Source organism: Mesorhizobium sp. L48C026A00 (genome assembly GCF_000502375.1).
Lineage (GTDB): Bacteria > Pseudomonadota > Alphaproteobacteria > Rhizobiales > Rhizobiaceae > Mesorhizobium > Mesorhizobium muleiense.
In genome coordinates, this window is sequence record NZ_AYWU01000006.1 from 446,886 (window position 1) to 472,862 (window position 25,977).

Here is a 25,977-nt window from a genome sequence, read left to right on the forward strand (position 1 = left end):
CCCATGCTGAATGGACTAGAGGCGGCCTTTTTCTACCTCTTCGCCTTTGTCGCGGTGGCGTCGGCGTTCATGGTCATTTCGGCGCGCAATCCCGTGCATTCGGTGCTGTTCCTGATCCTGACCTTCTTCAATGCCGCGGGCCTCTTCATGCTGACCGGCGCCGAGTTCCTGGCGATGATCCTGCTCGTCGTCTATGTCGGCGCGGTCATGGTGCTGTTCCTGTTCGTCGTCATGATGCTCGACGTCGATTTCGCCGAGATGAAAGAAGGCGCCCTGCAATACGCGCCGATCGGCGCGCTGGTCGGGCTGATCCTGGCGGCTGAGCTGATCGTCGTGCTTGGCGGCTATACATTCGCGCCGCAACTGGCGGCGACGGTTGCAAAACCCACTCCGGACCTTGCCGCGCGCTCGAACACGGCAGCGCTCGGCGACATCCTCTATACCGACTACCTCTATTATTTCCAGATTGCCGGCCTTGTGCTGCTGGTCGCCATGATCGGCGCCATCGTGCTGACGCTGCGCCACAAGCCGGGCATCAAACGGCAGTCGATCGCCGCACAGGTCGGCCGCACGCCGGCAACGGGGATGGAAATCCGCAAGGTCAAGACGGGCGAAGGAATCTGAGATGGTCGTCGGCATCGCACATTATCTGACCGTATCGGCGATCCTGTTCACGCTCGGCGTGTTCGGCATTTTTCTCAACCGCAGGAACATCATCGTCATCCTGATGTCGATCGAGCTGATCCTGCTCGCGGTCAACATCAATTTCGTCGCCTTCTCAGCAGCACTCGGCGATCTCGTCGGACAGGTGTTCGCGCTGTTCGTGCTGACGGTCGCAGCGGCTGAAGCGGCGATCGGCCTCGCCATTCTCGTCGTCTTCTTCCGCAACCGCGGCTCGATCGCGGTCGAAGACGTGAACATGATGAAGGGTTGACGGGAACCACCATGTATCAGGCCATCGTCTTCCTTCCTCTGCTCGGCTTCCTGATCGTCGGCCTGTTCGGCACGTCGCTCGGCGCCAAGGCGTCCGAATACATCACCTCCGGCTTCCTGGTGATATCAGCCGTGCTGTCGTGGGTCGCCTTCTTCGCCGTCGGCTTCGGCGAGGGCGAGGTGTTCACCGTGCCGGTGCTGCGCTGGATCCAGTCGGGCGGGCTAGAGGCGGCATGGGCGCTGCGCATCGACACGCTGACGGTGGTGATGCTGGTCGTCGTCAACACGGTGTCGGCGCTGGTCCACATCTACTCGATCGGCTACATGCATCACGACCCGAACCGGCCGCGCTTCTTCGCCTATCTGTCGCTGTTCACCTTCGCCATGCTGATGCTGGTGACGGCTGACAACCTTGTGCAGATGTTCTTCGGCTGGGAAGGCGTCGGCCTCGCCTCCTATCTGCTGATCGGCTTCTGGTACAAGAAGCCGTCGGCCAATGCCGCCGCGATCAAGGCCTTCGTCGTCAACCGCGTCGGCGATTTCGGTTTCGCGCTCGGCATCTTCGGCGTGTTCGTGCTGTTCGGCTCGGTCAATCTCGGCACCATCTTCGCCAATGCGGCGACGTTCATTCCGGCCGAAGGCGCGCCGGAGGGCGCTGCCGTGCTGACCTTCCTCGGCTATGCCCTCGACAAGCAGGCTGCGATGACCGTCGTCTGCCTCTTGCTGTTCATGGGCGCCATGGGCAAGTCGGCGCAGGTGCCGCTGCACACCTGGCTGCCGGACGCCATGGAAGGCCCGACGCCGGTCTCGGCGCTCATCCATGCCGCCACCATGGTGACGGCCGGCGTGTTCATGCTGGCGCGGCTGTCGCCGCTGTTCGAACTGTCGCATTCGGCGCTGATCGTGGTCACCTTCATCGGCGCCTTCACCGCCTTCTTCGCGGCGACCGTCGGCCTCGTCCAGAACGACATCAAGCGCGTCATCGCCTATTCGACCTGCTCGCAGCTCGGCTACATGTTCGTGGCGCTCGGCGTCGGCGCCTATGGCGCGGCGATCTTCCATCTGTTCACGCATGCCTTCTTCAAGGCGCTGCTGTTCCTCGGCTCGGGCTCGGTGATCCACGCCGTCTCTGATGAGCAGGACATGCGCAGGATGGGCGGCCTCAGAACGCTCATTCCGAAGACCTACTGGATGATGGTGATCGGCACGCTGGCGCTGACCGGCGTCGGCATTCCGGTGACGGTCATCGGCACCGCCGGCTTCTTCTCCAAGGACGCGATCATCGAAAGCGCCTTTGCCGCGCACAATCCGGTCGCCGGCCTTGCCTTCGTGCTGCTGGTCGTCGCCGCCTGCTTCACCAGCTTCTATTCCTGGCGGCTGATCTTCATGACCTTCCACGGCCAGCCGCGGGCGAGCCACGAGGTCATGCACCATGTCCATGAATCGCCGCCGGTCATGCTGGTGCCGCTGTACATCCTGGCGGCCGGCGCGCTGTTGGCCGGCGTGATCTTCCATGGCGCCTTCATCGGCGAGGGCTATGCCGAGTTCTGGAAGGCGTCGCTGTTCACGCTGCCGGACAACCACATCCTGCACGATATCCACGAAGTGCCGTTTTGGGTGAAGCTGGCGCCGTTCGTCGCCATGCTGATCGGCTTTGCGATTGCCTGGCAATTCTACATCCGCGCGCCGGAGATGCCGAAGAACCTGGCGGCGCAGCATCGCGGGCTCTACGCCTTCCTGCTCAACAAGTGGTATTTCGACGAACTCTTCGACTTCCTGTTCGTGCGGCCGGCAAAACGCCTCGGCCACTTCCTGTGGAAGACCGGCGACGGCACCGTGATCGACGGACTTGGTCCTGACGGGGTTTCGGCGCGCGTCGTCGACGTCACCAACCGGGTCGTCAAACTGCAGACCGGCTACCTCTACCACTATGCCTTCGCCATGCTGATCGGCGTTGCCGCATTCGTCACCTGGATGATGCTCTGATGACCGCCTGGCCGATCCTCTCGCTGGTCACCTTCCTGCCGCTGGTTGGTGTGCTGTTCATTCTGCTGATCAACGACGACAGCGAGAATGCCCGCCGCAACATCCGCGCCATTGCCTTGTGGACGACTGGTATCACCTTCATCATCTCGCTGTTCATCTGGACCGGCTTCGACAATGCGGAGCCCGGCTTCCAGTTCGTCGAGAAGTTTGCCTGGCTGGATTCCGGCATCTCCTACCATATGGGCGTCGACGGCATCTCCATGCTGTTCGTCATCCTGACCACCTTCCTGATGCCGCTCTGCATCCTGGCTTCGTGGGAATCGATCGAGAAGCGCGTTAAGGCCTACATGATCGCCTTCCTGCTGCTGGAGACGCTGATGATCGGCGTGTTCTGCGCGCTCGACATCGTCTTGTTCTACGTCTTCTTCGAGGCCGGCCTGATCCCGATGTTCATCATCATCGGCGTGTGGGGCGGCAAACGGCGCGTCTACGCCTCGTTCAAGTTCTTTCTCTATACGCTGGCCGGCTCGGTGCTGATGCTGCTTGCCATCATGGCGATGTTCTTCCAGTCCGGCACCACCGACATCCCGACGCTGCTGACGCACAACTTCCCGGCCTCCATGCAGACCTGGCTATGGCTCGCCTTCTTCGCGTCTTTCGCCGTGAAGATGCCGATGTGGCCGGTGCACACCTGGCTGCCGGACGCGCATGTCGAGGCGCCGACGGCCGGTTCGGTGATCCTGGCCGCCATCCTGCTGAAGATGGGCGGATACGGCTTCCTGCGCTTCTCCCTGCCGATGTTTCCGATCGCCTCGGAGATGTTTGCGCCGCTGGTCTTCGCGCTGTCCGTCGTCGCCATCATCTACACCTCGCTGGTGGCGCTGATGCAGGAGGACATGAAGAAGCTGATCGCCTATTCGTCGGTCGCCCATATGGGCTTCGTCACCATGGGCATCTTCGCGATGAACCAGGAAGGCGTCCAGGGGGCGATCTTCCAGATGCTGTCGCACGGCCTGGTCTCCGGCGCGCTGTTCCTGTGCGTCGGCGTCATCTACGACCGCATGCACACGCGCGACATCGACGCCTATGGCGGGCTGGTCAACAACATGCCGAAATACGCCACCGTGTTCATGATCTTCACCATGGCCAATGTCGGCCTGCCCGGCACCAGCGGCTTCGTCGGCGAGTTCCTGACCATGCTCGGCGTGTTCCGGGTCAACACCTGGGTGGCGTTCTTCGCCGCCACCGGCGTCATCCTGTCGGCGGCCTATGCGCTGTGGCTGTATCGCCGGGTGATCTTCGGCGCGCTGACCAAGGACAGCCTGAAAGGCCTGCTCGACCTGTCGACGCGCGAGAAGGTGATCATCTACCCGCTGGCCGTGCTGGTCATCTTCTTCGGCGTCTACCCGGCGCCGGTCTTCGACGCGACCGCCGCATCGGTCAAGGCGCTCGTCACCAATGTCACCGCATCCATCGACACCGCGCAGACCGCGGCGGCGAACTGACCCGAGAGGTTTGCGAACCATGACGCCGGACCTTCTCTCCAGCCTGTCGCTGTCGACGCCAGAGCTGATCCTCGCCGTCGGCGCCCTGGCGCTGCTGATGCTCGGCGCCTATTCGCGCGCCAACACCACCACCACGGTCAGCGGCCTTGCCGTCGCCGTCCTGGTGGTTGCCGGCCTCTGGACGATCCTTTCCACCGGGCAGGGCAACGCTTACGGCGAAGCCTTCGTCCAGGATCCCTTCGCCCGCTTCATGAAGGTGCTGGCGCTGATCGGGTCGGCGGTGACGCTGGTCATGTCGATGCGCTTCGCCAAGGCGGAGCATTTCGACAAGTTCGAGTATCCGGTGCTGATCCTGCTGTGCACGCTCGGCATGATGCTGATGATCTCGGCCAACGGCATGATCGGGCTTTATCTCGGCCTCGAACTGCAGTCGCTGGCGATCTACGTGCTGGCGGCGATCAACCGGGACAATCTGCGCTCGACCGAGGCGGGACTCAAGTACTTCGTACTTGGGGCGCTGTCGTCGGGCATGCTGCTCTACGGCATCAGCCTCGTCTACGGCTACACCGGCAACACCGGCTTCCAGGAGATCGCCGCAGCACTTGGCGGCGGCGAGCGGCAGCTTGGCCTGGTCTTCGGCCTGGTCTTCGTGCTGGCCGGCCTTGCCTTCAAGATATCGGCGGTGCCGTTCCACATGTGGACGCCCGACGTCTATGAAGGCGCGCCGACGCCGGTGACGGCCTTCCTCGCTGCGGCGCCGAAGATGGCGGCGATGGCGCTGATCGTGCGCGTCACCATGGACGCCTTCCAGCCGATCGCCGCCGACTGGCAGCAGATCATCGTCTTCATCTCGATCGCCTCGATGCTGCTCGGCGCCTTTGCGGCTATCGGCCAGACCAACATCAAGCGGCTGATGGCCTATTCCTCGATCGGCCATATGGGCTACGCCCTGGTCGGCCTCGCCGCCAACAGCCAGGCCGGCGTTCGCGGCGTCGCCATCTACATGCTGATCTATCTGGTGATGACGCTCGGCACCTTCGCCTTCATCCTCGCCATGCGGCGCAAGGAAGGCAATGTCGAACAGATCGGCGATCTCGCCGGGCTGTCATCGACCAATCCGATCATGGCGACGATCCTGACCATCCTAATGTTCTCGCTGGCCGGCATTCCGCCGCTCGCCGGCTTCTGGGGGAAATGGTACGTGTTCCTTGCCGCCATCAACGCCAACCTCTACGCGCTGGCGATCATCGGCGTGCTGGCCTCGGTGGTGGGCGCTTATTATTATCTGCGGATCATCAAGATCATGTGGTTCGACGAACCGGTCGGCGGCTTCGTGCCGATGGCGACCGAGCTTCGCATCGTGCTTGGCGTCTGCGGCGCCTTCGTGCTGTTCTATGTGCTGATCGGCGGGCCGATCGGCACCTATGCCGAAGCCGCCGCCAAGACATTCTTCTGACAGGATGGCATTTCGGCTGGCTCCAACAGCGGCCTCGGAAGGGTTCCGGCTCGAGGCACATGACACCGTCGGTTCGACCAATGCGCTGGCGCTCGACCGTGCGCGGGCGGGAGATCCGGGCAAGCTCTGGGTCGTTTCGAAAAAACAGGAAAGCGGGCGTGGCCGGCGCGGCCGGGTCTGGGCGACGCCCGAGGGCAATCTGGCGGCGACCCTGCTGGTGGTCACCAATGCCGAGCTTCGCTTGGCCGCGACGCTCGGCTTCGTCGCCGGGCTGGCGCTGGCCGATGCGCTCGACGCCGTCGTGCCGAAGGGCAGGATCGCAATCGGCCTCGACGGCGGCAGCGATGGAAAAAACCGTTTCGAGCTGAAATGGCCGAACGATGTGCTTGCCTCCGGCGCCAAGCTTGCCGGCATCCTGCTGGAATCGGCGATACTCGAAGGCGATCGCTTTGCGGTGGCGGTCGGCATCGGTGTCAATGTGGTGGCATACCCCAAGGATTTGCCTTATCCCGCGACATCGCTTGGCGCGCTGGGCGCTGCTTGCGATGCCGAGACATTGTTTCTGGCACTGTCGGATGCCTGGAGCGAGAATGTGCGGCTGTGGAACGATGGGCGCGGGCTGTCGGCCGTCAGGCGGCGCTGGCTGGCGCGCGCGGCAGGGCTTGGCGGGCAGGTTGCTGTCAGAATTGACGGTAATGTGGTGCGCGGCACGTTCGAGACCATTGACGAGGACTGCCGTTTCGTGATCCGCGACGATGAGGGTTCGGTTCTGACGATCGCCGCCGGCGACGTGCATTTCGGTGCGGTCGCGTCGGCCAAGGTTTGACAGGCCCCCCAGGTTTGGCAGGCCAAGGTTTTGACAGGCCAAGTTTTTTACGGGCTCAGGTTTGACTGGCCCCAGAGTTTGACGGGCTTGGGTTGACCGGCCAGGAAAGGAATGATCATGGCGACAGCGGAAAACGCCGAACTCGTCTTCGTGCCGCTTGGCGGCGTCGGCGAGATCGGCATGAACTTCGCCCTCTATGGCTACGGGCCGGCCAATGCGCGCGAATGGATCGTCGTCGATGTCGGCGTGACCTTTCCCGATGCCAGCCTGCCTGGCGTCGACCTGGTGCTGCCCGACACGCGCTTCATCGAGGAGAACATCGCCAATCTGCGTGGCATCGTCATCACGCACGCGCATGAGGACCACTACGGCGCGCTGCTCGACACATGGCCGAAGCTCAAGGCGCCGGTCTGGATGACGCCGTTCGGCGCTGGATTGCTGGAAGCCAAGCGGCAGGGCGAGCAAGGCGCACCAAAGATCCCGGTGACGATCTACCGCGCCGGTGAAAAGTTCAGCGTCGGCCCGTTCGAGATCGAGGCCATCCCGGTCGCGCATTCGATCCCCGAACCGATGTCGCTGGCGATCACCTCGCCGGCCGGCACCGTCATCCACACCGGTGATTGGAAGATCGATCCGGCGCCGACGATCGGACCGCTGACCGACGAGGCGCGCTTTCGCGCCCATGGCGACAAGGGCGTGCTGGCGTTGATCTGCGATTCCACCAATGCGCTGCGGGAAGGGGTGTCGCCGTCGGAAGTCGCGGTTGGCGAGGGCCTCAAGGGCGTCATCCAGAGCGCCAAGGGCCGCGTTGCGGTCACCACCTTTTCCTCCAATGTCGGACGCATCGTCTCCATTGCCAAGGCGGCACGCGATGCCGGCCGGCAGTGCCTGGTGCTCGGCCGCTCGCTGAAGCGGGTCATCGATGTTGCCGGCGAACTCGGCTACATGGATGGGCTGCCCGAATTCATCGCCGAGGAGGACTTTGGCTTCATCCCGCGCGAAAACCTCGTCATCATCTGCACCGGCAGCCAGGGCGAGCCGCTTGCGGCGCTGGCGAAACTCTCGCGCGAGGAGATGAAATCGGTGTCGCTGACGGCAGGCGATACGGTGGTGTTTTCCTCGCGTACCATTCCCGGCAACGAGAAGGGTATCCTTGAGATCAAGAACCGTCTGATCGATCTCGGTATCAAGATCATCGAGGACGGTGATGCGCTGGTGCATGTCTCGGGCCATCCGCGCCGCACCGAGCTGCGCAAGATGTATGAATGGGTGCGGCCGCAGATCGGCGTTCCCGTGCATGGCGAGGCGGCGCATCTGGTGGCGCAGGGATCGCTGATGTCGGTGTCCGGCATCGGCCAGGTGGCGCAGGTGCGCAACGGCGACATGCTGCGGCTCTATCCCGGTGCGGCGGCGATCATCGACCAGGTGCCGTTCGGCCGCATCTACAAGGACGGCAGGCTGATCGGCACCGACCAGGCGATGGGCATTCGCGACCGGCGCAAGCTGTCTTTCGCCGGCCATGTCGCGGTCAATGTCGTGCTCGACGACAAATATGAGCTCGCCGGCGATCCCGATCTGGTCGCCATCGGCGTCGCCGAGGCCGATGGCCGCGGCGAGAGCCTGGAGGACCTGATGATCGATGCGGCAATCGGCGCCGTGGACTCCATCCCCCGTCAGCGCCGAAGAGATCTCGACCTCGTGCAGGAGGCAGTGCGCCGCGCCGTCCGTGGCGCCGCCAATGAAGCCTGGGGCAAGAAGCCGCTGGTGACGGTGTTCGTCACAAGGTAAGGGAATAGGGGAGTAGGGCAGTACGGCAGTAGGGGGAGAAAGTCGTTTTTCCCTCCTCCCATACTGCCCTATTGCCTTGCTGCCCTGAGGAAAACCAATGCTTGGACGCCTGAACCATGTCGCGCTTGCCGTGCCGGATCTGGCTGCGGCGACAGCGGCTTATCGCGACACGCTCGGCGCCCGGGTGACCGCGCCGCAGGCGCTGCCGGAGCATGGCGTGACGGTGGTGTTCGTCGATGTCGGCAATACCAAGATCGAATTGCTGGAGCCGCTTGGTGAGGGTTCGCCGATCGCGGCATTCCTCGAGAAGAACCCATCGGGCGGCATGCATCATCTGTGCTATGAGGTCGACGACATTCTTGCCGCGCGAGATCACCTCAAGGCCAGCGGCGCCCGTGTCCTCGGCGACGGCAACCCGAAGACCGGCGCGCATGGCAAGCCGGTGCTGTTCCTGCATCCCAAGGATTTCTTCGGCACGCTGGTCGAACTGGAGCAAGCATGAGCTGGGTTTCATTTCTCGCCCTGTTCTTCATCACATGGTGGGTGGTGCTGTTCGCCATCCTGCCGTTCAGCCTGAGGACGCAGGACGAGGATGAGGACGTGACGCTGGGCACGGTATCCAGCGCGCCGCGCGGACCGCATATGCTGCGCGCGGTGCTGCGGACGACGATCGTCACGCTGGTTCTACTTGGCATCTTTTATGGCATGACGCGGGGGCTCGGCCTCGGCATCGACGACATCCCGCACATCGTGCCGGATTTCAGCCGGAGTCCCGAAAACTAGACCGCCGGGTACGGCTGGCCACATCTTGCATGCGAGCACCAATCCGGGCTGGAAGCCGATGCAGGTTCCGAACCGGCTGTGCTGGCGCCAGGTAAAGCGGTTTAGCAATTTGTCGTGCTAACCAAATGATTGCACAAAAAAAATGCAAGGCACGAGGCCTTGCAATTAAACGCGTCCGATCTGTTTCCGGTATCCGGCGGCAGCGAGTAACCGCGCCTAGATCGCATCCTCCCAAGACTTTGACCGCGTAGGAGAGCAGATTTCTTTCCGCCCTCTCGTTTATCGGCGCACATTAGACCAAGCCGGGTGAAAATGTCACGCAGAATTTTGCCCGGAAATAAGCAATCTCGTGCTGCACTGCACAATAGTATGGCAGGCGTTGCTTGCGAAACGACCAGCAAGGCGAACGCGGCACTGCGGCGCCTTTGCGACGCCCCATCGGGCGCCCAGTTGGCGCGGGGGCGGGTTTCCATTCCGTCATGAAATGGCTATGAAGCCGGGGCAAGCAAGCCTGCGCTGCGCCGATTCCGGTGCGGCAATCCTCTCTCTCACGGACCGGTCCATGCGTTTGTCGCGCTATTTCCTGCCTATCCTTAAAGAAAATCCGCGCGAGGCCGAAATCGTCTCGCACCGGCTGATGCTGCGCGCCGGCATGATCCGCCAGCAGGGGCAAGGCAGTTTTTCCTGGCTGCCGCTCGGCAAGAGGGTGCTGGACAAGGTCTGCCGGATCGTTCGCGAGGAGCAGGACCGGGCCGGCGCGCTTCAGATCCTGATGCCGACCATCCAGTCGGCCGAGCTGTGGCGCGAAAGCGGCCGCTATGACGATTATGGCAAGGAGATGCTGCGCATCAAGGACCGGCAGGATCGGGACATGCTCTATGGACCGACCAACGAGGAGGTGGTCACCGAGATTTTCCGCGCCTATGTGAAGTCCTACAAGGATCTGCCGCTCAATCTCTATCACATCCAGTGGAAATTCCGCGACGAGGTGCGGCCGCGCTTCGGCGTCATGCGCAGCAGAGAGTTCCTGATGAAGGACGCCTATTCCTTCGATCTCGACTTCGAAAGCGCCAGGGCGGCCTATAACAGGATGTTCGTGTCCTATCTCAGGACGTTCACGCGCATGGGGCTGCAGGCAATCCCGATGCGTGCCGATACCGGGCCGATCGGCGGCGACCTCAGCCACGAATTCATCATCCTGGCCGAAACCGGCGAGAGCCAGGTCTATTGCCATCGCGACTATCTCGCACTTGATGTGCCGGGGGCGGACACGGACTTCTCCAACGATGCCGAGATCGGCGACATCGTCAAGAAATGGACGACGCCTTATGCGGCGACCGACGAGATGCACGACGAGGCGGCGTGGGAGAAGGTCGCGACAAGCGACCGGGTCTCGGCGCGCGGCATCGAGGTCGGCCACATCTTCCATTTCGGCGACAAATATTCGAAGCCGATGGGCGCCAAGGTGACCGGGCCCGACGGCATGGATCATTTTGCTTCCGGAGGTTCCTACGGCATCGGCCCGACGCGGCTGGTCGCGGCGATCATCGAGGCCAGCCACGACGACAACGGCATCATCTGGCCGGAGGCGGTGGCGCCTTTCGACGTCGGCCTGATCAATATGAAAGCCGGCGACGCCGACTGCGACCGCATCTGCGATGAACTCTATGCAGCGTTTGTCGCCGTCGGCAAGGACGTGCTTTACGACGACACCGATCAGCGGCCGGGCGGCAAGTTCGCCACAGCCGACCTGATCGGGCTGCCGTGGCAGGTGATCGTCGGGCCGCGCGGCGTGGCCGCCGGCGAGGTCGAGATCAAGAACCGCAGGAACGGCGAGCGTGAGACGCTGCCGATCGAAGACGTGAAGAAACGCTTCGGTTTTGCCGGATGAGTGGAGCGGCAGCAGCTAAACCCATGGCCGCCGGAGCTTTTTCCGTGTTTGAACGCATGGTCGCGTGGCGCTATCTGCGCTCGCGCCGCAAGGAGACGGTGATCTCCGTCATTGCCTCGATCTCGTTCCTCGGCATCATGCTGGGCGTCGCCACGCTGATCGTCGTGATGGCTGTCATGAACGGCTTTCGCGCCGAGCTTCTGACGCGCATCCTCGGCGTCAACGGCCATCTGATCGTGCAGCCGCTCGACATGCCGCTGGAGGACTATGCGCAGATCGCCGGCCGCATCAACGGCGTGCCCGGCGTCCAATACGCCATTCCGCTGATCGACGGCCAGGTGCTGGCGCAAGGCAATGTCGGCGGCGGGTCGGGGGCGCTGGTGCGCGGCATACGCGGCGAGGACCTGGGCAAGATTTCAATCGTCGCCAACAATATCCAGCAGGGCTCGATCGCCGGCTTCGACACAGGCGAGGGCGTCGCCATCGGCAGCCGCATGGCCGACAATCTTGGTCTTGTGCTCGGCGACACCATCACGCTTATCGCCCCCGACGGCGATGTCACGCCGCTCGGCACGACACCGCGCATGAAGGGTTACCCGATCACGGCGATCTTCGAGGTCGGCATGTCGGAATATGACAGCTCCATCGTCTACATGCCGTTTTCGGAAGCGCAGCTCTATTTCAACATGGATGGCCGGGCCCAGGCGATCGAGATCTATGTCGACAATCCCGACAATGTCGACGCGCTGAAGCCGAAGGTCGAGGAGGCATCGCAGCGGCCGATAACCATGGTCGACTGGCGAGAACGAAACCGGACATTCTTCGATGCGCTGCAAGTGGAGCGCAACGTCATGTTCATGATCCTGACGCTGATCGTGCTGGTTGCCGCGCTCAACATCATTTCGGGGCTGATCATGCTGGTCAAGGACAAGGGCCACGATATCGCCATCCTGCGCACCATGGGCGCCACGCGCGGCGCGATCCTGCGCATCTTCCTGATGACGGGGGCGGCGATCGGCGTGGTGGGCACCCTCGCCGGCGTCCTGCTCGGCGTCGTCATCTGCCTGAACGTCGAGCGCATTCGCCAGTTCTTCTCCTGGCTGGCCGGCGAAAGGCTGTTCAATCCCGAGCTCTATTTCCTGAGCCAGTTGCCTGCCCGCATGGACGCCAGCGAGACGATCTCGGTGGTGCTGATGGCGCTGGTGCTGTCGTTCCTGGCGACGCTGTTTCCGGCATGGCGCGCGGCCAGGCTCGATCCCGTCGAAGCGCTGAGGTACGAATGATGGCCGATGCCATTATCGAGCTGAAGAGCGTCGAGCGGCATTATGTCCAGGGGCCGCGCAAGCTGACCATCCTCAACGGCGCCGATTTTTCGTTGAAGCGCGGGGAGATCGTGGCGCTGGTGGCGCCTTCGGGCACCGGCAAATCGACGCTGTTGCACACCGCCGGACTGCTGGAGCGGCCGGACGCCGGCGATGTCATTCTGGCCGGCCGCGCCTGCGGGCGGCTTTCCGACGACGAGCGAACGGCGATCCGCCGCAACGATGTCGGCTTCGTCTATCAGTTCCATCACCTGCTGCCCGAGTTCACGGCGCTGGAAAACATCATGATGCCGCAACTGATAAAAGGGCTGACGCGCAAGGAGGCTGCCGAGCGGTCGGCGCAACTGCTCGACTACATGCAGATCGGCAAACGCGCGCAGCACCGGCCGTCCGAACTGTCCGGCGGCGAGCAACAGCGCGTCGCCATCGCCCGCGCCGTCGCCAATGCGCCGCTGGTGCTGCTGGCCGACGAGCCGACAGGCAACCTCGACCCGGTCACCGCCTCCTATGTGTTCGAGGCACTGGGGGCGCTGGTCCGGCAGTCGGGCCTGGCGGCGCTGATCGCCACCCACAATCACGAGCTTGCCTCGCGCATGGACCGTCGCGTCACGCTGGCCGACGGCAAGGTTGTTCCGCTCTAGGTGTGCTGTCTGGCTGCATCTCCCCACGCGCAGCCAGCGCGGAAACAGTGAAATCCGATCTCAACCTTTCCTTAACCGTGCCGAACTGAGCGCCCGAATTTCGCGACACGCTCTGACTGAGGCCGTTGACATTCGAACAAAATCAGAACAAAATGCGAACATACTGAAAACAGGAGAGCGTTATGACCGGTCTTGTTCAGGATGTCGTGTCACTGGTGTGCATGAGCACGTTTCTCATTTCCATGGCGATCTGGATCGGAGCGATGTGAGGCAGCGCGCCCGTTCTTCACGGGTGAGGGGCTGCGTCGGAGCTCTGCGGTTCAGCGCCGCCTTGTCAGCCGGCCTTGCGGGCCGTTTCGACAAGCGGAGCTGCGGTGGGTCCGAAGACATCCTCGAACGCGGATTTCAGCGCGAGATCAAGATCGGCCATTGCCAGGGGAAGGCCGAGGTCGACGAGGCTGGTGACGCCGTGGTCCTGCACACCGCACGGCACGATGCCGCTGAAGTGGCTGAGATCCGGCTCGACATTGATGGCGATGCCGTGAAAGCTCACCCAGCGCCTCAGCCTGATGCCGATGGCGGCGATCTTGTCCTCGGCGAGCGATCCGTCGGGCAGGGCGGGGCGATCCGGCCGCACCACCCAGACGCCGACACGGTTCTCGCGCCGTTCGCCGCGCACGTTGAAAGCGGCCAGCGTGCCGATGATCCATTGTTCAAGTGCCGCGACGAAGGCGCGGACATCCTCGCGCCGCCGCTTCAGGTCGAGCATCACATAAGCGACCCGCTGGCCCGGCCCATGATAGGTATATTCGCCGCCGCGTCCCGCCGCGAACACCGGAAAACGTTCGGGCTCGATCAGGTCCTCGATGCGGGCGCTGGTGCCGGCGGTGTAGAGCGGCGGGTGCTCGACCAGCCAGACCATCTCGCCGGCGGCGCCGCCTCGGATCGCTTCGGCACGCGCCTCCATCACGGCAAGCGCATCCGGATAGGCGGTGAGGCCGGGTTCGATCCGCCATTCGACCGGCGCCGAACCGGGCAGGGGCAGGAACGACGTGGCGATCTGGCTGCGTTCTGTCATGGTGTGTCTCGTGTCGCCTCACATATGGCGGCAATCGGGTGAAACGTCCAGTTGCGAGCGCGTTTCAGCTCTTTGGAGGGTTATGCCGAAGCCCGGGCAATTATTGCGCGACGCGCCCTTGTTTCGCTGGAAACGATTTGCTACACGCCGCGAGCCGGTTCGTTCCGGCTCCTACCACGTGCGGTCGTGGCGGAATTGGTAGACGCGCAGCGTTGAGGTCGCTGTGGGGCAACCCGTGGAAGTTCGAGTCTTCTCGACCGCACCAGCTTTATCCAATAAGCTGTTATTTTTTATTGTGCGTTTTTTGTTTCCCTGCAGTCCTTCCAAGACTGCTTGTGCAAACTGAACACTGCGCGAACCCGTTGCTGTTTGGATGCGGAATGCCGCGCCCTGACCGCGTGGTTTGACCCGCCATCATATGCCAGCTGCTTCAAAGACCGAACCGTGCCGCGAAACGGACACGTGGGAATGCTCGGCGAAAAATGCGCTTTCCACGCAAGCGGCTGTATATTGATGTGATTGCGCGGCAAAATAGCCCGCTAGTGCATTATCTCAAGGCTTGTTTGCGGACGCGACTTTCCAGCCGCATGAGCAAATAATCGACCTCTTGTCTGGCCGCCGCCGACAATGCACTGCCCGGCTTGCGCTGGGCGTCCGACGCGATGGCGCCGCGCTTCATCATCACATATTTTCGTACCGCAAGCCCCACGCCGGGTTGCTGCTCATAGCGCAGATAGGGCAGGTGGGCGTCGAAAAGATCGTGCGCCTTGTCGCGCTCGCCGGCGGCGGACAGTTTCACCATGTCGACCAGCATATCGGGGAAGGCATAGCCGGTCATCGCGCCGTCGGCGCCGCGCTCCGTCTCGAAGTCGAGAAAGAGGCCGCCATTACCGGTAAGGATCGACAGCGGCCGCAGCGAGCCGTCCTTCTGGAAGTCGCGCAGCGCGCTGATCTTCTCCAGGCCCGGCCAGTCCTCGTGCTTGAGCATGAAGCAGGCCGGGTTGTCGGTGACGATGCGGCGGATGACGGCCGGCGTCATGATCACCGAGAGGGTCAGCGGATAATCCTGCAGGACGAAAGGAACATCCTCGCCGACCGCTTCGGATGCGTTGCGGAAGTAGGTGACGATCTGGTCGTCGGTGCGCAGCGCCGGCGGCGGCGCGATCATCACGCCCTGCGCGCCAAGCTCCATCGCGGCGCGCGCAAGGCTGCGCATGGCGGCGAAGCCAGGGGCAGAGACGCCGACGATGACCGGCAGCCTAGTGCGCGCCACGACACGTTTGACGATCTCGATCGATTCGCCGGCGTCGAGCTTCGGGGCCTCACCCATGATGCCGAGGATTGTCATCCCATCGACGCCGCAGCGCTCGTAGAAATCGACCATCGAATCAAGCGATTCCCAGTCGATCTTGCCATCCGCCTCGAACGGCGTCGGGGCAATGGTGTAGACGCCTTTGGTGTCAGCGCCGATGGCCATGAGCTCCTCCTAAATCCAGCTTTCAATCATAGCGCAGGACCGACGGTCCGATCCAACCCGGCAGTCGGTCCGGACGGGCGGGGTCCCGTTCGTCGTTCCATCGTATGCGGACAACTGGTTGGCCGATCTGGACAATGGCTGCACGGGATTGCGCCGCGGGTCGAAACCCGCGGAAAAGAGAAGGTGTTGCGCCGTCGGACAATGCAATCATGCTCTGCGAGCCGTCAACCTTATTACGCCGCGAGTTCAGCAGTTGCAGGCGGCGATCCGTGCGGCGATTTGACCTCAAGGACTGTCGATCCTGGGGAATGACTTTGCCAAAGTCAAAATCCAGCCTTAACCTTCTGCAATGCATTCCAGGTCGAGCATCCGGTTTTGCCTGGGAAAGCCGCACGCAACGGAGCCCTATTTATGAGTGACAGCCAGGTAAGGATTGCGGCCGGGAACACCATTCGAAGCCTGCATGCCGATCTGCCGGTCAACGCCACCTTCCATATCTGGCTCAAGGCGACCAGGCCGGACGTTCCAGGCTCGCTGTCGTTTTCCAACGTTCGCGGCAAGTTCGGCGAGGTGAGCGTCGCGAACGCCGAAGAGCATGAATTCAGAATTTTTCACGTCTTCGGCGGCGGGAGTGTCGAACTGGATTACGATGCGGATCAGACCTCGGTTTCGGTTGCCTACTGGTTCGCATTGGCCGACGTGCTGGAGACAGGCATTACAGTTCTCCACACCAATCCGGGAAATGCCCCACCGAACATCCCCGACAGCTATCATTTTCGTCCGCCGTTCGGCTGGATGAACGATCCGAACGGATTTGGCCGGTTTGGAGGCCGCCCACATCTGTTCTATCAGCATTATTCGCATGGCCTTCGCTGGAACACGATGCATTGGGGGCACGCCGTCTCTTCGGATTATTTGCGGTGGCGTCACATGCCAATCTTCCTGTTTCCGTCGGAAGATCTCACCGCCAGGCCCGACAAACGGGGCGGCGCCTATTCCGGCTCGGCCATCCCGCTTGCCGATGGCCCGGGCATTCGCGTCTTTTTCACCGAGCAGGTACAGGACCGTATCCCGGAACAGCAGATCCAACTCACGGCCACTTCCAGCGACCTCATCATGGCGGGAGACGCGCACGTCATCCTGCCATACCGCCCGCTTGACCAGGGATTGACAGCGGATTTTCGTGACCCATACGTCTTCAGGGGACCGGATGGCCTTTGGAAAATGCTGCTGGGCAGCCAGAGCGATGAAGGCGGCGTTGTCCTGCTCTACGAAACCCGTGACCATACGGCCGCCACCGGCTGGACGTATGTCGGCAAGCTTCTGGTCGAGAAACACTATCGGACGACGGCGATCGAATGTCCCTGTCTGCTGCCGCTCGACGGGCCTGCGACCGACCCAGCGACGCGCTGGGTCCTGATTCTCGGGCTGATGAACAGTGAAGACCAGTCGACCCGGCGCAAGAACCTGACAATGGCCATTGTCGGCTGGTTCGATGGTCGGACCTTTGCCAAGGAATTCGAACAGGAACTGGACTTCGGGACGGATAATTACGCCTTCCAGGCCTTCGCCGACGGCGATGCCATTGTTGGTATAGGCTGGCTTGCCAACTGGGCCGACACCGGGCCGGCAATCGATTTCCCCACAGCCATGACGTTGCCTCGCAATATCCATCTGTCTGCAGGCGAGTTGCACACCCCGCCCATCGGCGCTGCCGAGAGCCTGCGGAGCCATATTCTGGACCGGACACGCCTCGCAGCCGGAGAGCAGGTAAGCTTTATCAACGGCGCCGTCGAAATCCTGTTCGAGCTGGAAAAGCCGGGTGCCCATTTCCACTTGAAGCTGCAACATCCAACTGTCCGGCTCGAGGTTGTCGTCGACGACGAGGGACTTGCCATTCGTCATGGAGACGACGCAGTGGAATCCCCTCACTATATTGCCAAGGGAGCCCGTCCAAAACGGCTGCGGATATTCCTCGACTACGGATCGATCGAGGTTTTTGCGGATCGCGGTCGTTGGGCCGGCACGAAGCGGATCAGCGGTTTTGAGCCGGTGCAATCGGCACGTCTCATCGCCGAAACGGGCGCCGTACTACACGCGACGGTATGGGCGCTCAAACCGTGACAAGGAAATCCTGTTTCCAGTTCAGGATTGGATTTCCAGTTCAGTTTCGGGCGTCCGCAAACACCGACCAATGAACGAGGCCTTCGACGACGCCGAGGGCGAACGGTTCCTTCGCGCTGTAGATCAGCCGGTTGTTCCGCGCCATGTCAAGCAGTTCGGGAAGGGCATTGGCGACGACAATTCCACGCGCCCCCGGCAGCTCGAACATGCTGCGGTCGTTGTTGGTATCGCCGGCGACGACCACCTCATCCAGGCCGATGCCGAGCTCATTGCAGAGCCAGGCCAGCGCCTGACCCTTGTCTGCTGAGCGCGGCAGGATGTCGAGATCGCGTCCGCTCGAATAGACCATCGTCACCGACAGGCCGGCCTCGGCCAGAGCACGCTCGATGCTGGCAAGGGCTTCCGGACTTGCGTCGAGCAGGTACCAGCTCGATTTGAAGGCGTGTTGATAGCCGTCGGGTTGGCGGACTGTGTCTTTGAGCGACCCGAGCACCGCGTCGATCTTTTCAAGCGACCAGCCTTCCGAAAATCTTTGGGTAAAACGCCCGAGGCGCGAGGTGTGCCGCGGACCGGCGAGCATCGTGCCGACACCGCCGATCACATAGTCCGGCGCCGGCAGGGCGACTTCGTCGACGAAGTTCAAGATATCGTCGGCCAGGCGACCGCTGTTGTAGACGAGAACCGGCCGGTGCTCGGGATCGAGCGCTTCCCATTTCAACCGAAAGCGTGACGTCGCCGGCGCATCGCCAGCCAGGGTACCGTCGAGATCACTCGACAAAAGCGCGATCGGTTTCAATCGCCGTCGTTCCACGGCTCGTCCCAGTCATGATCGTCGACCGCTTTCAGCACCGGACGGCCTTCGACAAGGCTGACCAGCTGCTGCGCGATGCCTGTCCAGGTGAACAGGCTGCGCGCCTTGTGCGCGCCCATGCGGCCCAGACGGCCGTAGAGGCGCTGGTGCTTCATCGGCTTGACGATGGTGATGCCGAGATCTTCCTTGTCGAACGGATCGCCAAAAAGCGCGTGCCGGCCATAGCTGATCCCGCGATAGAGGCCGCCATGGATCGTAACCACGGTCGGCGTTCCGCAGGCCATTGCCTCGATCGCGGTCATGCCGAACGGCTCGTAGCGGCTCGACAGGACGAACATGTCCGCCGCCCGATAGGTGTCGGCCAGGTCCTCGTCGGCAACATAGCCGGAGAAGACGACACGATCCTGCAAGCCTAGCTGTTCGACCTGTTGCTTGAGCTGGTTGAGGATCTTTTGTTCCTGCTCGTCCATGTTCTCGCCGCCGACAGCGAGCCTCAGGACCGCATCCGGCACACGCGGCGCCACCACGGAAAACGCATCGATCAGCAGGTCGTAGCCCTTGTTGGTGGCCAGCCGGCCGAGCGCCAGGACCGTTCGCCCTTCGAAGCCGAGCCGATGGCGGATCAACCGGCGAGACGCCTCGCTGACGGGGAAGAACCGGTTGTCGTCGTAACCGGGCGGGATCATGTGCACGCGGTCGCGCTCGAGGCTGTAGTCCTCGACCAGCATGTCGACCTGCGGCGGCGTTGTTGCGATCACCATGGCGCAGCTTCGATAGATGATCGTCTCGTGCTTGATGCGCTCGGTGAAATTGAACTCGGCCTCGAAAGTATCGGCCTTGTCAGGGTAGTCCGTCTTCATCTGGCGCTGCTTCCAGATGCCGAGCGAATGCGGCGTATGGATGTGCGGGACAGTGAGCGCTTCCGACAGTCGCTGCCCCGCCACGCCCGCATCCCAGTAGTGACTGTTGATGAAGTCGTAGGAGAGATTTTCCCGGCGAATCAGCCGCAGCGCGTTTTCACACCACTCGAGAAGGTGGCGGTGGAGATATTCCTTCGGAATAAAATCGGGTCCGCCACAGGCGACACGCAGGACGCGAACCCCGTCGGCCACTTCATCGACAGGAGGCTGGTCTTCAAATCGTCGCGTCCAGATATCGACGGCATAACCCAACTGGGCCAGCTTTTTGGCAAGTTCCAGGACATAGACCACCTGTCCGCCGGTATCGGCCGCGCCCAGTGGCGGGTTGGCTGCTACGTAGCCGTGGGTTGAAATGAGAGCAATTCGAGGTATCGCCGCATCCGAGTCCGGCATCTGTATCCTTCTCTACGATTGATCTGTGCACGCCGCAGCATGCACAAGTTGGGTTATATAAGGTTTCCAGCCGCCATCCGCAAATGTCGAAAGCGCCAGGCGGCCGCCAGGCTGGTGGCACGTCGGTGGGAATATTGACTCCGCCCGCAATGATAGCCCCCAGAGACGCCGATAGGGAACATACCGAGGAGCCTCGGCGCGACGCTTATGGGAGAGCCGAAGACGTTGTGCGATTGGTGGATGATTGCGCCGGCTGACATCGACTTCGAAATCTGACAGACGCTGTAGCAATTTGACGCTGCTCATGATCCTTTCTGGAAATCGATTCCGATTTTCATAGTCATGCGCTAGACCTGACACGCAGCTTTTCCGGAATTCTGAATGGCGGGAGGCGCTTGTGGAAGGCCAGGACGAACAGACGACCGGCGCCAGGACCGCTGAGGACAGCGCCGACATCTATGGCGAGGACGGCGCCATTCTATCGTCGTTCCTTGCCCAGATCGGTGCCGCGATCGCCGATCGCGACACGCTGACGCTAAAGCGTGAAGTCGACGACCTGCACCAATCGGAACTCGGCGACCTGATCGAGGCGCTTCATCCAGAACAGCGCCGCGCGCTGGTCGAATTGTTGGGCGCCGACTTCGATTTTTCCGCGCTGACCGAGGTCGACGAGGCTATCCGCCGCGACATCGTCGACAGCCTGCCCAACGCCCAGATTGCCCAGGGGGTCCAGGACCTCGATTCCGACGACGCGGTCTACATTCTCGAGGATCTCGAAAAGGAAGACCAGGACGAGATCCTGTCGCAACTGCCGTTCACCGAGCGGATCAGGCTGCGCCGCTCGCTCGACTATCCCGAAGAGACTGCCGGTCGCCGCATGCAGACCGAGTTCGTCGCGGTGCCGCCATTCTGGACGATCGGCCAGACCATCGACTACATGCGCGAGGACAACAACCTTCCCGACCGCTTCAGCCAGATTTTCGTCATCGATCCGAGCTTTAAGCTGCTCGGCGCCATCGACCTCGACCAGATCCTGCGCACCAAGCGCTCGATCAAGGTCGAAGAGGTCATGCATGAGACCAGGCACGCCATTCCGGCGACGATGGACCAGGAGGAGGCGGCGCGCGAATTCGAACAATACGACCTTCTCTCCGCTGCCGTCGTCGACGAGAACGAGCGGCTGGTCGGCGTGCTGACCATCGACGACGTGGTCGACGTCATCCAGCAGGAAGCCGAGGAGGATCTGCTGCGCATGGGCGGTGTCGGCGACGAAGAATTGTCGGACAGCATCCTTTCGACCTCGCGCTCGCGCGTTCCGTGGCTGCTCGTCAACCTTTTGACGGCGTTCCTGGCGGCCTCGGTGATCGGCCTGTTCGACCGCACGATCGAGCACATCGTGGCGCTGGCCGTGCTGATGCCGATCGTGGCGGGCATGGGCGGCAATGCCGGCTCGCAGACCATGACGGTCACGGTGCGGGCGCTGGCGACCAGGGACCTCGACATCTACAATGCCGGCCGCATCATTCGCCGCGAGATGGGGGTGGGCTTCATCAACGGCATCATCTTCGCCATCCTGATCGGCATCGTCGCCGCCGCCTGGTTCCGCGATCCCAACCTGGGCGGCATCATCGCCGCGGCGATGATCATCAACATGTTCGTGGCCGCACTTGCCGGCATCCTGATCCCGCTGCTGCTCGACCGGTTCAAGATCGACCCGGCCGTGGCTTCGGCGGTTTTCGTCACGACGGTCACCGACGTCGTCGGCTTCTTTGCCTTTCTCGGCCTCGCCACATGGTGGTTCGGCGTGTGAGCGACGCCCGCTCAATTGACTTTTACGTAAATGCCATGCGAGATTTTGGAACAGCCTCTGGCCGATTCTGACACACGTGCGGATAGCGAGGCCGCATGGTTGGAACTCGCAGCGCGGCCGGGCATTTGGAGTGATGATGCGGGAATATTATTCGATAACCGAACTGACCCGCGAATTCGATGTTTCGACGCGGACGCTGCGCTTCTACGAGGACGAGGGGCTGGTGCAGCCGGTGAGGCGCGGCCGCACGCGGCTGTTTCGCCCGTCGGACCGGCATCTCATCCGCCAGATCATGCGCGGCAAGAGGCTCGGCTTTTCGATCAACGAGATCCGCGAAATCATCCAGATGTACAAGGAGCCGCCCGGCGAGGTCGGTCAGCTCAATCTGATGATCAAGCGCATCGAGGAAAAGCGCGAGGATCTGCGCCAGAAGCGCCGCGATCTCGAAGAGACCCTGGCCGAACTCGACCAGGCCGAAGAGTCCTGCGTCGAGCGGCTGGTGGAGCTTGGCGTCAACACCTGATCGGCCTTTTTGATAATTCTACTCTGGCGGCCAGCCAGCGTGGCTTTCTGCGCTTCCGATGCTCACCTACTCAAATGTACGCTCCGCTCCGGTTGCCGCCTCAAATCCAGCGGCGCACCCTTTTTGCGTAATCCCGGTATTTCTTGCCGAATTTCGTTGCCAGAACTTTTTCCTCGCCCTCGATCGCCATTTTCTGCGTTGCGAAGGCGGCGATGATCGCCAGCGGCAGGAACCATACGTTCCCCGAGATAAGGGCAACGCCGATCATCAGCAGCGTGTTGGCCAGATAGATCGGATTGCGGCTGACGGCGAAGGGGCCCGATGTAACCAGATGGTCCGGCACGGCGTTCGGGTGGAGCGTCGTCTTTGCCCGGATCATGATGCGGATCGCCGTGAACCAGAGTGCGACGACGCCGAACAATGCCACCCAGCCGGCCGCGAACAGGATGTCGCCCAAAAGGCCGCCGATCCATGGCAGCGGATAAAGCAAGCCAAGCGCGATGCTGACGGCGATGGCCGCGACATAGATCAGCGGCGGCCACGGTATAAACCCCGGTTTTTGCTGTCCCGGTTTCTGTTGGCCCGGTTTCTGCTGATGGTCGGTCATTGTGCTCCTCCCTCCATCAAAGTGCCGTCGGCCTTGGCAGTGCAGGCGCCGGCGAGCTCGTCGAGATGCGCCTTCCATTCCGCAGCCTGGTCGTTGCGGTAGAGCCGATCAAACGTGGCCTCGCCCTCGAGCGTATCGAGCATGCAGACACAATAGCTGCTGCAGAACTCCGTGTCGCGCGATTGCTCGCACGATGCCTGGCATTCTTTCAGGAAGGTGACCTGCCTGGTTTCGACGGCTGCCGGCATGACTTGCGAAATCAGCCAGACCGAGCCGATCAGCACCGGCTGGTGGATCAGATAGAAGGCGAGGCTGTGCCGGCCGATAAAGACCAGCGGATTAGTCCAGCGGCCGGGCGTTAGGCCCGCCAGCCGCGTCAGCATGCCGGAGGCGAAGGCAAGCTTTGCCGCTGCGATGCCGGCAAGCACAGCGCCGAACCATGGAAACAGCGGGACATAATCGTTGGAGCGCGGGTTGGTTGCCGACAGGCCGACCCACCACAGGGCCGGATGATCGAAGATCTCGGACCTGAGGTAGAGCGGCGCGGTGATGACGAAAGCTGCGACAACCAGCGTCAGCAGCGCCGGCAGCCGCAGAAACGCCAGGCCGAGCAGGCTGGCGAGCGCGATCTCGTGCAGGATGCCGAAGAAGATGAAACTGTCGGGTGTGGCAAGCCTGGTGGCGGCCGATATGGCGAGCGCCGCCCCGCCGACCATGGCGAAGCGTTTCCAGAAGCCGTTCCAGCGGATTTGCTTGCCATGGGCGAGGAACAGGCTGACGCCGACCAGGAACAGGAAGGTCGAAGCGATGCAGCGCGCGTAGAATTTCCACCAGCCAAAGGCGGTCAGGCCGGGATCGGTGTAGCCGAAGAATTCGAGATCCCAGGTGAAATGGTAGCTCGCCATGGCAAGCAAAGCGATGCCGCGGGCTACGTCGATGGCGATGATGCGCCTGGATCGGTCCTGAACGGCCGGCGTAGGAATGGTCATGGTCTCGCAATTCTGATTCAGTGCTGCAAGACGACTATCATGGTTGCCCCGGACAAAAGAAGACAGGGCCCATTGATGCCCAGGGCTTAGGCTAAAGCGCCGTATGCCGCTCGCAGCCAGTGGTCGAGGCCGGCGCCGCCCCTCATTGCCCTGCCGGGCATTTCTCCCCGTAAACGGGGCGAAAGAAGCTGGCCGCAACGCCGGCGCCCTTCTTGCAACGCTGGTGATTGGCGAAACCATCGATGACAGCGCCCCGGGGCAGCGCGGACGATCGGCTTTCAACCTGTCAAGATCGCGGCGTCGAGGAACCAAGCTGGTCTGCCGGCACGGCGCATTCGCGCTGCTAGCTGGCGGAATTTGGTTTGCCGGGCGCGGCGATTCTGCCTATAGTCGCAGCCGTCGTCGGTTCCGTTTTGGAACCAAGAGGGAATGCGGTAGGGGCAAAATTCGCCCGATGCCGTGGCTGCCCCCGCAACTGTGTGCGGTAGTCCTCTCCATATGCCACTGAAGATTTTCTTCGGGAAGAGCTTCTTCGGGAAGGTGGGGAAGGGCGCTGATCCGCGAGCCAGGAGACCTGCCGGCGACAGGAGAACTGACTTCTATGCCCTCGGGTGGAGGGCGAAAGGACAAGACATGAATACCGCTTCCGTCTCGCTCGGCGCTTCCGTCTCCTCGCAGTCGCGCTTTGTGCAGTTGGCGCTTGCTGCATTTCTCGGCGTTTTCGTCATGGGCTTTGTCGGCTTCTCGCATATCGATGCGGTCCACAATGCCGCTCACGACTATCGCCATTCGATGGGCTTTCCCTGCCACTGACGAGGGGCTGACACCATGACACTGTTTCGCAACGTCGTGTTCATCGCGGCGATCGCAGGGCTAGTGGCCGGCGTCGTTCTGGCCTGCATGCAGGCCTACGCCACCGTGCCACTCATCCTCAAGGCAGAAGTCTACGAACAGGCCGGCGGTGGTCACACGCATGACCATGGTTTGGCGCCGGCCGCAGCAGGCAGCAATGCCATGAGCAGCGCCGTGCCGGCTGAAGCAGCCACCGCGGAAGAGGAAGGCTGGGCGCCGGCCGATGGCTTCGAGCGCTTCGCTTTCAACGTCGTTGCCAACGTCGTCACCGGCATCGGCTTTGCGCTGATCCTGGTCGCCGCTTCGGAATTCGCCGGCGGCATCGGCAATTGGCGACAGGGCCTGTTCTGGGGGATTGCCGGCTTCGCCGTGTTCACGCTGGCCCCGAACCTCGGCCTGCCGCCCGAATTGCCGGCGATGCCGGCGGCCGATTTCGCCCAGCGCCAGATCTGGTGGACGGCGACCGTGGTGGCGACGGCTGCCGGTCTCGGGCTGCTCGCCTTTCGCAAATCGCTGCCGCTGGCCCTTCTTGCCGTAGCGTTGATCGTCGCGCCGCATATTGTCGGCGCGCCGCAGCCCGACAGTTTCGAATCGCCCATCCCGGAAGGCCTGCACCACCAGTTCGTGGTGGCGGTGACGCTGACCAATCTGGTGTTCTGGCTGGTGCTCGGCGCTGTCGTCGGCTTGGTGCGCGGCCGCTTGACCGGCACCGCAACCGGCCTGCGCGATAGCCTTGCCTGATCGCGCTGCTCCAGGCAGCAAGCTGACCTTGGTCGTCGGCGGTGCACGCTCGGGAAAGAGCGCGCATGCCGAAAGCCTGGTGACGGCCTGTCCAGCGCCGTGGACCTACATCGCCACGGCGCAAGCCTATGACGACGAGATGCACGAACGCATCGCGCTGCACCGGGCGCGGCGTTGCGACGGCTGGACGACGATCGATGCGCCGCTCGATCTCGTCGGCGCGATCGGGGCGCTGCCTGACGGCCGGCCTGTCCTGATCGACTGCCTGACGCTGTGGCTGTCCAACCATATGCTGGCCGAACGCGACATTGAGGCCGAATGCCGAGGGCTGGCGGATGTGCTGTCGCGGCCGCGCGGCCCGTGGTTCGTGGTTTCCAACGAGGTCGGCCAGGGCATCGTGCCTGACAATGCGCTTGCCCGCCGGTTTCGCGATGCCGCCGGCCGGCTCAACCAGCAGGTCGCCGCCGTCGCCGGCACGGTGCTGCTGATGGTGGCGGGACTGCCGCTCAAGGTGAAGTGAT

24 protein-coding genes, 1 tRNA gene and 1 riboswitch are annotated in these 25,977 nt (G+C 62.6%); of the genes, 19 read left to right on the forward strand and 6 right to left on the reverse strand.

All coding sequences use genetic code 11. From position 1 onward, the window contains the following. The first annotated feature begins 3 nt into the window (after positions 1 to 3). The 12 genes from X738_RS56110 (at position 4) to X738_RS56165 (ending at position 13,131) form a co-directional block, all read left to right on the forward strand. On the forward strand, positions 4 to 624 hold the full coding sequence (locus X738_RS56110) for an NADH-quinone oxidoreductase subunit J (protein ID WP_023798862.1): 621 nt from the start codon (positions 4 to 6) through the stop codon (positions 622 to 624). A 1-nt stretch (position 625) separates the two neighbouring features. After that, a complete protein-coding gene (gene nuoK, locus X738_RS56115) occupies positions 626 to 934 on the forward strand; it encodes an NADH-quinone oxidoreductase subunit NuoK (protein WP_023798863.1) in 309 nt (102 codons plus the stop codon). Positions 935 to 945: 11 nt separating this feature from the next. After that, positions 946 to 2,919: an NADH-quinone oxidoreductase subunit L gene (nuoL, locus tag X738_RS56120; protein ID WP_023798864.1), complete on the forward strand. Its 1,974-nt coding sequence runs from the start codon at positions 946 to 948 to the stop codon at positions 2,917 to 2,919. After that, positions 2,919 to 4,424, forward strand: coding sequence for an NADH-quinone oxidoreductase subunit M (locus X738_RS56125; protein WP_023798865.1), 1,506 nt, complete (start codon positions 2,919 to 2,921; stop codon positions 4,422 to 4,424). Before nuoL ends, X738_RS56125 begins: the two co-directional genes overlap by 1 nt. A 19-nt stretch (positions 4,425 to 4,443) precedes the next feature. After that, positions 4,444 to 5,880 carry an NADH-quinone oxidoreductase subunit NuoN gene (nuoN, locus tag X738_RS56130; protein ID WP_023798866.1) on the forward strand — a complete coding sequence of 479 codons (1,437 nt, stop codon included), beginning with the start codon at positions 4,444 to 4,446 and terminating at the stop codon, positions 5,878 to 5,880. Positions 5,881 to 5,884: 4 nt separating this feature from the next. Further along, on the forward strand, positions 5,885 to 6,706 hold the full coding sequence (locus X738_RS56135; RefSeq protein WP_023798867.1) for a biotin--[acetyl-CoA-carboxylase] ligase: 822 nt from the start codon (positions 5,885 to 5,887) through the stop codon (positions 6,704 to 6,706). Positions 6,707 to 6,823: 117 nt separating this feature from the next. Next, positions 6,824 to 8,494 carry a ribonuclease J gene (locus X738_RS56140; protein WP_023798868.1) on the forward strand — a complete coding sequence of 557 codons (1,671 nt, stop codon included), beginning with the start codon at positions 6,824 to 6,826 and terminating at the stop codon, positions 8,492 to 8,494. 97 nt (positions 8,495 to 8,591) lie between these two features. Beyond that, positions 8,592 to 8,996, forward strand: coding sequence for a methylmalonyl-CoA epimerase (gene mce, locus X738_RS56145; RefSeq protein ID WP_023798869.1), 405 nt, complete (start codon positions 8,592 to 8,594; stop codon positions 8,994 to 8,996). Beyond that, entirely contained in the window at positions 8,993 to 9,277 is a 285-nt protein-coding gene (locus X738_RS56150) for a DUF1467 family protein (RefSeq protein ID WP_023798870.1), read from the forward strand. The genes mce and X738_RS56150 overlap by 4 nt, the downstream gene beginning before the upstream one ends. 562 nt (positions 9,278 to 9,839) lie before the next feature. Then, on the forward strand, positions 9,840 to 11,168 hold the full coding sequence (gene proS / locus X738_RS56155; RefSeq protein ID WP_023798871.1) for a proline--tRNA ligase: 1,329 nt from the start codon (positions 9,840 to 9,842) through the stop codon (positions 11,166 to 11,168). Next, complete coding sequence (locus X738_RS56160; protein ID WP_023798872.1) at positions 11,165 to 12,451, forward strand: lipoprotein-releasing ABC transporter permease subunit; 1,287 nt, start codon at positions 11,165 to 11,167, stop codon at positions 12,449 to 12,451. The genes proS and X738_RS56160 overlap by 4 nt, the downstream gene beginning before the upstream one ends. Next, on the forward strand, positions 12,451 to 13,131 hold the full coding sequence (locus X738_RS56165) for an ABC transporter ATP-binding protein (RefSeq protein WP_036269595.1): 681 nt from the start codon (positions 12,451 to 12,453) through the stop codon (positions 13,129 to 13,131). The genes X738_RS56160 and X738_RS56165 overlap by 1 nt, the downstream gene beginning before the upstream one ends. A gap of 334 nt (positions 13,132 to 13,465) precedes the next feature. Here X738_RS56165 and lipB read toward each other — a convergent pair whose 3' ends face one another. After that, complete coding sequence (gene lipB, locus X738_RS56170; protein ID WP_023798874.1) at positions 13,466 to 14,209, reverse strand: lipoyl(octanoyl) transferase LipB; 744 nt, start codon at positions 14,207 to 14,209, stop codon at positions 13,466 to 13,468. Between the two features lie 180 nt (positions 14,210 to 14,389). On the opposite strand from lipB, the gene X738_RS56175 reads away from it, so the two are divergent. Then, a tRNA-Leu gene (locus tag X738_RS56175) sits at positions 14,390 to 14,474 on the forward strand. 282 nt (positions 14,475 to 14,756) lie between these two features. Here X738_RS56175 and X738_RS56180 read toward each other — a convergent pair. Next, on the reverse strand, positions 14,757 to 15,686 hold the full coding sequence (locus tag X738_RS56180; protein ID WP_023798875.1) for a dihydrodipicolinate synthase family protein: 930 nt from the start codon (positions 15,684 to 15,686) through the stop codon (positions 14,757 to 14,759). Positions 15,687 to 16,097: 411 nt separating this feature from the next. Between X738_RS56180 and X738_RS56185 the strand changes: the two genes are divergently transcribed. Continuing rightward, positions 16,098 to 17,810 carry a GH32 C-terminal domain-containing protein gene (locus X738_RS56185; RefSeq protein ID WP_023798876.1) on the forward strand — a complete coding sequence of 571 codons (1,713 nt, stop codon included), beginning with the start codon at positions 16,098 to 16,100 and terminating at the stop codon, positions 17,808 to 17,810. Between the two features lie 40 nt (positions 17,811 to 17,850). On the opposite strand, the gene X738_RS56190 is transcribed toward X738_RS56185, so the two are convergent. Then, positions 17,851 to 18,606: an HAD-IIB family hydrolase gene (locus X738_RS56190; RefSeq protein ID WP_023798877.1), complete on the reverse strand. Its 756-nt coding sequence runs from the start codon at positions 18,604 to 18,606 to the stop codon at positions 17,851 to 17,853. After that, positions 18,603 to 19,934: a glycosyltransferase gene (locus tag X738_RS56195; RefSeq protein ID WP_023798878.1), complete on the reverse strand. Its 1,332-nt coding sequence runs from the start codon at positions 19,932 to 19,934 to the stop codon at positions 18,603 to 18,605. Before X738_RS56195 ends, X738_RS56190 begins: the two co-directional genes overlap by 4 nt. Positions 19,935 to 20,331: 397 nt before the next feature. Here X738_RS56195 and mgtE point away from each other — a divergent pair, with 397 nt between their 5' ends. Both mgtE and X738_RS56205 read left to right on the forward strand, forming a co-directional pair. Then, positions 20,332 to 21,744, forward strand: coding sequence for a magnesium transporter (mgtE, locus tag X738_RS56200; protein ID WP_023798879.1), 1,413 nt, complete (start codon positions 20,332 to 20,334; stop codon positions 21,742 to 21,744). Positions 21,745 to 21,880: 136 nt separating this feature from the next. Further along, on the forward strand, positions 21,881 to 22,267 hold the full coding sequence (locus X738_RS56205; protein ID WP_023685221.1) for a MerR family transcriptional regulator: 387 nt from the start codon (positions 21,881 to 21,883) through the stop codon (positions 22,265 to 22,267). Positions 22,268 to 22,367: 100 nt separating this feature from the next. Here X738_RS56205 and X738_RS56210 read toward each other — a convergent pair whose 3' ends face one another. Next, a complete protein-coding gene (locus X738_RS56210; RefSeq protein WP_051407790.1) occupies positions 22,368 to 22,874 on the reverse strand; it encodes a methyltransferase family protein in 507 nt (168 codons plus the stop codon). After that, on the reverse strand, positions 22,871 to 23,863 hold the full coding sequence (locus tag X738_RS56215) for a heparan-alpha-glucosaminide N-acetyltransferase (protein WP_023798881.1): 993 nt from the start codon (positions 23,861 to 23,863) through the stop codon (positions 22,871 to 22,873). Before X738_RS56215 ends, X738_RS56210 begins: the two co-directional genes overlap by 4 nt. Before the next feature lie 386 nt (positions 23,864 to 24,249). Beyond that, a riboswitch (cobalamin riboswitch) is annotated at positions 24,250 to 24,459 on the forward strand. Positions 24,460 to 24,496: 37 nt separating this feature from the next. Between X738_RS56215 and X738_RS56220 the strand changes: the two genes are divergently transcribed. Genes X738_RS56220 through cobU form a run of 3 tightly spaced genes read left to right on the forward strand, consistent with a single transcriptional unit; the run spans position 24,497 to position 25,976 of the window. Further along, positions 24,497 to 24,676, forward strand: coding sequence for a CbtB domain-containing protein (locus X738_RS56220; RefSeq protein ID WP_023798882.1), 180 nt, complete (start codon positions 24,497 to 24,499; stop codon positions 24,674 to 24,676). Between the two features lie 15 nt (positions 24,677 to 24,691). Continuing rightward, positions 24,692 to 25,456, forward strand: a complete 765-nt coding sequence (locus X738_RS56225) for a CbtA family protein (RefSeq protein WP_023798883.1) — start codon at positions 24,692 to 24,694, stop codon at positions 25,454 to 25,456. A 22-nt stretch (positions 25,457 to 25,478) separates the two neighbouring features. Beyond that, entirely contained in the window at positions 25,479 to 25,976 is a 498-nt protein-coding gene (gene cobU / locus X738_RS56230) for a bifunctional adenosylcobinamide kinase/adenosylcobinamide-phosphate guanylyltransferase (protein WP_156942580.1), read from the forward strand. Position 25,977: the final 1 nt, after the last annotated feature.